The 6,163-nt window shown below is 72.3% G+C and carries 5 protein-coding genes and 1 rRNA gene; 1 reads left to right on the top strand and 5 read right to left on the bottom strand.

Translation table 11 applies throughout. From position 1 onward, the window contains the following. Positions 1-162 precede the first annotated feature (162 nt). A 5S ribosomal RNA gene (gene rrf, locus ACZ4AA_RS04445) occupies positions 163-279 on the top strand. A gap of 124 nt (positions 280-403) precedes the next feature. On the opposite strand, the gene ACZ4AA_RS04440 is transcribed toward rrf, so the two are convergent. From ACZ4AA_RS04440 to ACZ4AA_RS04420, 5 genes are read right to left on the bottom strand one after another with little or no spacing between them, the layout of a single operon-like run. Continuing rightward, positions 404-1,714: a DUF58 domain-containing protein gene (locus tag ACZ4AA_RS04440; protein ID WP_467595036.1), complete on the bottom strand. Its 1,311-nt coding sequence runs from the start codon at positions 1,712-1,714 to the stop codon at positions 404-406. Continuing rightward, positions 1,714-2,703, bottom strand: a complete 990-nt coding sequence (locus tag ACZ4AA_RS04435) for an AAA family ATPase (RefSeq protein WP_467595033.1) — start codon at positions 2,701-2,703, stop codon at positions 1,714-1,716. The genes ACZ4AA_RS04440 and ACZ4AA_RS04435 overlap by 1 nt, the downstream gene beginning before the upstream one ends. Further along, complete coding sequence (locus ACZ4AA_RS04430) at positions 2,703-3,893, bottom strand: DUF4350 domain-containing protein (RefSeq protein ID WP_467595028.1); 1,191 nt, start codon at positions 3,891-3,893, stop codon at positions 2,703-2,705. Before ACZ4AA_RS04430 ends, ACZ4AA_RS04435 begins: the two co-directional genes overlap by 1 nt. Next, a complete protein-coding gene (locus tag ACZ4AA_RS04425; protein ID WP_467595025.1) occupies positions 3,890-4,717 on the bottom strand; it encodes a DUF4129 domain-containing protein in 828 nt (275 codons plus the stop codon). The genes ACZ4AA_RS04430 and ACZ4AA_RS04425 overlap by 4 nt, the downstream gene beginning before the upstream one ends. A gap of 4 nt (positions 4,718-4,721) precedes the next feature. Further along, positions 4,722-6,047, bottom strand: coding sequence for a DUF7847 domain-containing protein (locus tag ACZ4AA_RS04420; protein ID WP_467595022.1), 1,326 nt, complete (start codon positions 6,045-6,047; stop codon positions 4,722-4,724). Positions 6,048-6,163: the final 116 nt, after the last annotated feature.

The raw sequence follows: 6,163 nt of genomic DNA, 5'->3' as shown, positions 1-6,163 counted from the left end.
GGTTGATAGGCCAGATCTGGAAGCCCGGTAACGGGTGGAGGTGACTGGTACTAATAGGCCGAGGGCTTGTCCTCAGTTGCTCGCGTCCACTGTGTTGGTTCTGAAACCACGAACAACCGTCGTAGCCATGTGCCACGGCTCCGGTTGACAGTTTCATAGAGTTTCGGTGGTCATAGCGTGAGGGAAACGCCCGGTTACATTCCGAACCCGGAAGCTAAGCCTCACAGCGCCGATGGTACTGCAGGGGGGACCCTGTGGGAGAGTAGGACGCCGCCGAACAATTTTTGAGAAAACCCCTGTGCCGGGGATACCGGTACGGGGGTTTTCTGCGTTTAGGGAGAGTTCTGAAAGCGCCGATGTCTGGTGATCACCCGACGCATCCCTTGTTTCTCATCCCTGTCCTCTAAAGCCGGCCCGCCGATTTCAGGGCCAGATACGCGTCCGCGAGGGCCGGCGCGAGATCGTCCGGAGTCGCGTCGACGACGATGACTCCGCGTCGCCGCAGTGTCTCGGCCGTACGCCGGCGTTCGGCCTCGGCCTGGGCCGCCGACGCCGCCTCGTACACCGCGTCGACGTCGCCCCGGGCCTTCGCCATGTGCGCGACATGCGGGTCCGCGACGGAAGCCAGCAGCACCGTGTGACGCTGGGTGAGGCCGGAGAGCACGGGAAGCAGGCCCTCTTCGACAGGGGCAGCGTCGAGCGTCGTCAGCAGCACGATCAGGGAGCGGCGTGGGGTCGTACGCAGCGCTGTCGCGGTCAGGCCGCGGGCGTCCGTCTCGACGAGCTCCGGTTCGAGCTCGGCCATCGCGTTGACCAGAGACGGAAGGACGTCTCCCGCCGCGCGGCCCTGGACCAGGGCACGCACCCGGCGGTCGTAGGCCAGGAGGTCCACCCGGTCGCCTGCGCGGGAGGCCAGGGCGGCGAGGAGCAGGGCCGCGTCCATGGAGGCGTCGAGGCGCGGGGCGTCGCCGACGCGGCCCGCGGAGGTCCGGCCGGTGTCGAGAACCAGCAGGATGTGGCGGTCGCGCTCGGGACGCCAGGTGCGTACGGCGACCGTCGACCTGCGGGCTGTCGCGCGCCAGTCGATGGAACGGGTGTCGTCACCGGGGACGTACTCGCGCAGACTGTCGAACTCCGTTCCCTCACCCCGTGTCAGCACACTGGTGCGGCCGTCGAGTTCGCGGAGCCGGGCCAGCTTGGAGGGGAGATGCTTCCGGCTGGTGAAAGGGGGCAGGACGCGTACGGCCCAGGGGACTTCATGGCTGCCCTGACGGGAGAACAGACCGAGGGGGCCGAACGAGCGGATCGTGACGCGGTCGGCCCGACGGTCGCCGCGTCGGGTGGGGCGCAGACGGGTCGTCAGGCGGCGGCGTTCGCCGGTGGGGACCGTCAGACGGTGACGGGAGGCCTCGACCTCCGTGCCGGGTTCCCAACTGCTCGGCGGCCAGGCGTCCCGGAGGTGTGCGCGCAGCGGCCGGCCGGAGGGATTGGTGACGGTGAGGGTGACGTCGGCGGATTCACCGAGACGCACCGAGGTGTCCCCCGAACGGGTGAGGCCGAGACGGCGTACGGGAGCCGCGAGGGCGGCGTCGCAGGCGCAGGCCAGAGCCAGGGGGACGTTCACGGCGAGGATGCCTGTCCAACTGGGCCCCCAGATGCCCACAGGGAGGGCGCCCACGGCGGCCAGGAGAGCGGCGCGTCCGGTGAGGGCCATCAGCGGGGGACCGGCACGTGGGCGAGGATCGCGTTGATGACGGAGTCGGCCGTCACGCCCTCCATCTCGGCCTCGGGGCGGAGTTGGACGCGGTGGCGCAGGGTGGGCAGGGCCAGGGCCTTGACGTCGTCGGGGATGACGTAGTCGCGGCCGGTCAGCCAGGCCCAGGCGCGGGCCGTGGCGAGCAGGGCGGTCGCGCCGCGGGGGGAGACCCCGAGGGTGAGCGAGGGCGACTGGCGGGTCGCGCGGCACAGGTCGACGACGTAGCCGGTGATCTCGGGGGAGACGGCTGTCTTGGCGACCGCGGCGCGGGCCGCTTCGAGGTCCGCGGCTCCGGCCACGGGGCGCAGCCCGGCGGCCCGCAGGTCGCGCGGGTTGAAGCCCTCGGAGTGGCGGGTGAGGACGTCGATCTCGTCCTGGCGGGAGGGCAGCGGGATCGTCAGTTTGAGCAGGAAGCGGTCCAGTTGGGCCTCGGGGAGCGGATACGTTCCCTCGTACTCGACCGGGTTCTGTGTCGCTGCGACGAGGAAGGGCTCGGGGAGAGGCCGGGGGGTGCCGTCGACGGTGACCTGACGTTCCTCCATCGCCTCCAGCAGGGAGGCCTGGGTCTTGGGAGGCGTGCGGTTGATCTCGTCGGCGAGCAGGAGGTTGGTGAAGACCGGACCGGGCTGGAAGGAGAACTCGGCGGTGCGGGCGTCGTAGACGAGGGAGCCGGTGATGTCGCTCGGCATGAGGTCGGGGGTGAACTGGACACGCTTGGTGTCGAGTTCCAGCGCGGACGCGAGGGCGCGGACCAGGAGTGTCTTGGCCACTCCGGGGACTCCTTCGAGGAGGACGTGTCCGCGGCACAGGAGGGCGACGACGAGGCCGGTCACAGCGGGGTCCTGGCCGACCACGGCTTTGGCGATCTCGGTGCGCAGGGCTTCCAGGGAGGAGCGGGCGGTGTCCGCGTCCCCGGTGTACCCGGCGTTGTCAGTGGTCGGGTCCATCATGAAATGCGTACCTCTCTTTCGAGGGCGTCGAGTTGGTCGGCGAGGGAGACGAGGGCCGAGTCGTCGCGGGGCGGCGGCCCGAACAGCAGCGGGAGCAAGGCCTGTGTGTCGCCGTGGAAGTGGGCGGCCAGAGCGGGGAGCAGGGTCTCGGGCGCATGGGCCTGGGCCGGGGACACACCGATGAGGGGGGCGAGGCGGGTGCGGGTGGCGGAGCGGAGAGCGGTGGCCGCGCGGTCGCGGGCGGACGCCTTGCGGTAGAGGCGGGCGCGGCCTTCGGCGGTCTCGGAGGCGCGGATCGCGACGGGAAGCCGTTCGGGTACGAGGGGGCCCATGCGGCGTGCCCTCCACAGGGCTGCCAGGACGGCGGCGATGAAGAGCTGAAGTGTGCCCCAGAGCCAGCCCGAAGGGAGCAGGTCGAAGAAGCTCTGGCGGCCCGTGCCGGTGGCCGATTCGTCGGAGAGCGAGGGGAGGTACCAGACCAGATGGGTGCGGGAGCCGAGGAGTTGGAGCGCGAGCGAGGCGTTGCCCTGCTCGTCGAGCCGGTCGTTGTAGAGGATGTCGGGAGCGCCGAGCACGACGGTGTCGCCGCCCGCGGAGCGGGCCGGCACGCGCAGGAGCGTGGGCAGTCCGTCGCCGGGGTAGCAGGTGTCGGCGTCGGGGTCGGTGGTGGTGTAGCGGATGCCGCCCGTGTCGGCGTCGCCCGCGCGGAGGGCGGCGGGCAGGGCGCAGCGGGGGGCGAGCGTCGAGTCGAAGCTGACCGCGGGGTCGGCGGTGACGCCGGGGGCGAGGGTGCCGAGGGAGGGAGTTCCGGGGGAGACCAGGACCGTACGGCCGCCAGAGCGTTGTGTCGCCGCGTGCAGAAGGCTCTGCTGATGCTTGGTCAGCAGGTCGGGGGCCGCGATCAGCAGGGTGGTGTCGGGGCCGGCCGCGGAGCGGGCCTCGTCGAGGGTGGTGACCACACGGGTGGGGACTCCCTGGTCCGCGAGGAGCTGGGCGAGTGCCCGGCTGCCGGAGGGGTCCGCGGAGCGCGGGTCGAGGCGGCCGTGCCGGGCGTCCGAGCGGACCGCGGCTATCGCGACGGCGGCCACCAGCAGGAGGACGAGCGCGAGGACGACCCCACGGGTGCGGGTCCACACCTGGCGGGCGGTGGGCGAGGACGAGGTGGGGGCGGGGGCGGCCTCGGTCATGAGGCGGCCCCGTGGTGGCTGTCGTGGGCCGTGTTCCGGTCCGTGCTGCGGTGGGCGTCGTCAGCGAGTACGGGCCTGGTGCGCTCCAGGTCGCGATCGAGCTCGGAGAGTCGCTGGTACGCGCGCGGGTCGCCGGAGCGGCCGCCGTACGTGATGTCGTCGAAGGCGCGGGCCGCGGTGCGCAGCCGGTCGGTGTGGGAGGGCAGGGAGCGGCTCGCCTCGGCTGCCGCCTCGTCGGCCGTGCGGCCGGGGCGTGGATCGAGCAGGGCGCGTTCCTCCAGGGACCGCACGATGGCGCGCATCCGTTCCTGGACGGCCTGGCTCCAGTGGTCCTGGGCGGCGTGTGCCTCCGCGGCGGCGCGGTGTTCGGCGGCGCTCCTGGGGCGGTCGTCGAAGAGGGCGGCGGAGGAGGCGGGGGAGCGGCGCGGGGTGCCCAGGCGCCACCACAGGGCCGTCACGACCGCCACCACCGCGAGGACGATGACGACGAGTCCGAGGGTTCCGCCGGGTGTAGCGGCCGAGGCGGCGCCGAACAGCCGGTCGACCCAGTCCCAGAAGGCGTTCAGGGCGCGCCGGACGAGGCCGGGGTCGTTCTCGTGGTACATCCGCTTGGACAGTTCGCGTCGGGCCGCCTCCCGGGCGGCTTCGCGCGGCGTGGTCACCGGTGGTGTGCCGCCGCGCGGCAGCGCGAGGACCGCTCCCGCCCAGGTGCGCGGTCCCGCGAATGCCGCTGTCGCCCCGCTGTGCTGTCCCGCGAGGACCGCTGTGGCCCCGGTGTGCTCTCCCGCGAGTACCGCCGTTCCGACTCCCCCCGCCCCGTTCACCGCATCAGCTCCCGGGTGTGGTGCCGGAGGCCCCGGTGCCGTAGTCCTGGAGGCCGGCGGCCCGGGCGAGATCGAGGTCGAGGGCCTCGCGGCGGATGCGCCGGTCGATGTACAGGAGCACCGTGACGCCCGCGGTGATCGGGAAGGTGATCATGGATCCGATCACCGAGCCGATGCCGCTGACGATGAGGAAGGTCCAGCCCAGGTTGCCGGCGGAGTTGTCCAGGAAGCCGGCGAAGCCGTCGCCGCTGAGGGCGGCGGCGAGGACGGCGAAGGGGATCACGATGATCGACGCCACGATGTTGGCGATGATCGTGGCGAGCAGCTGGATGCCGAACACCCGCCACCAGGAGCCGCGTACGAGCTTCGCGGAGCGGCGCATCGACTTCAGGATGCCCTGCTTCTCCAGCATCAGGGCGGGAGAGGCGAGCGAGAAGCGGATCATCAGCCAGAGGGCGACGAAGCCTGCGGCGAAGGCGCCGAGGACGGCGAGCGCGACTCCGCCGTCGTGCGAGCCGGCCGCCACCGCGAGCAGTCCGGGCAGCGCGCCGACGGTCATGACCGCGATGGCGATGAGCGGGAGCAGCAGGGTCAGGCCGAACAGTTTGGCCAGCTGGGGACGGGCGTCGCGCCAGGCCTCGCTCGTGGTCACCGGCTTGCCGATGACGGCGCGGCTGGTCACCGAGGTGAGCAGGGCGGTCGCGACGATGGTGCCGAGCAGGGTGACGAGCAGGACGAGGCCGGAGCTGAGCAGGGTGCTGCCCATGGCCCGGGTCAGCTCGCCGACGGTGGCGCTCGGGTCGTTGAGCGCCTCGGTGTCGGCACTGTCGTCCAGGACGAAGCCCTGGAGCAGGATGACGGCGATCTGTGTGACGACGGCGACGCTCAGCGAGATGCCGAGGACCGTGCGCCAGTAGCCGCGCATGGTCGAGACGGCGCCGTCGAGGATCTCGCCGATACCGAGCGGGCGCAGCGGGATGACTCCGGGCTTGGCGGCGGCCTGCTGGTGGCCCCAGTTGCCTCCCCAGCCCGCGGGTCCGCCGTGTCCGGGTCCAGGACCCGACCGGCCGCCGTACCCGCCGTTCTGGCCGCCGGGAGGCCGGCCGCCCCAGCCGGGGCCGGGTGCGGCGGGCGGCGGGGCCTGCGGAGGCGTCTGCGCTCCGGGCGCGGACCACTGGGCGGGCGGTGGCTGTTCCTTGGACCACTTCGAGGGCTGCTCGGGCGGGTTCGCTCCGCCCTGGTCCGCAGGCCCCGGGGTGCCGGACGAGTCCGGCTCCTTCGCGCCGGAGGGGGCGGATCCGGGCGATGCCCAGCCCGGAGTGTCGTTCATCGTCGCTCCTTCACGGTGCCCGTCCCGCGGTCGCGGCGGCAGGTTGACAGTCATCGTGTCACGGCGTGCCCGTCAAGTGGCGGGCCCCCGTATGGGCTGCACACCTTCAATTGTCC

The sequence above is a fragment of the Streptomyces sp. NPDC024698 genome (assembly GCF_055559015.1).
The sequence above is the reverse complement of the archived record's forward strand: the minus strand, read 5'-3'. Positions and strand labels throughout refer to the sequence as shown.

Coding starts and splice junctions, on each gene's coding strand:
- ACZ4AA_RS04420 (WP_467595022.1), bottom strand. CDS start 6,047: ATGAACGACACTCCGGGCTGGGCATCGCCCGGATCCGCCCCCTCCGGC.
- ACZ4AA_RS04440 (WP_467595036.1), bottom strand. CDS start 1,714: ATGGCCCTCACCGGACGCGCCGCTCTCCTGGCCGCCGTGGGCGCCCTC.
- ACZ4AA_RS04430 (WP_467595028.1), bottom strand. CDS start 3,893: ATGACCGAGGCCGCCCCCGCCCCCACCTCGTCCTCGCCCACCGCCCGC.
- ACZ4AA_RS04435 (WP_467595033.1), bottom strand. CDS start 2,703: ATGGACCCGACCACTGACAACGCCGGGTACACCGGGGACGCGGACACC.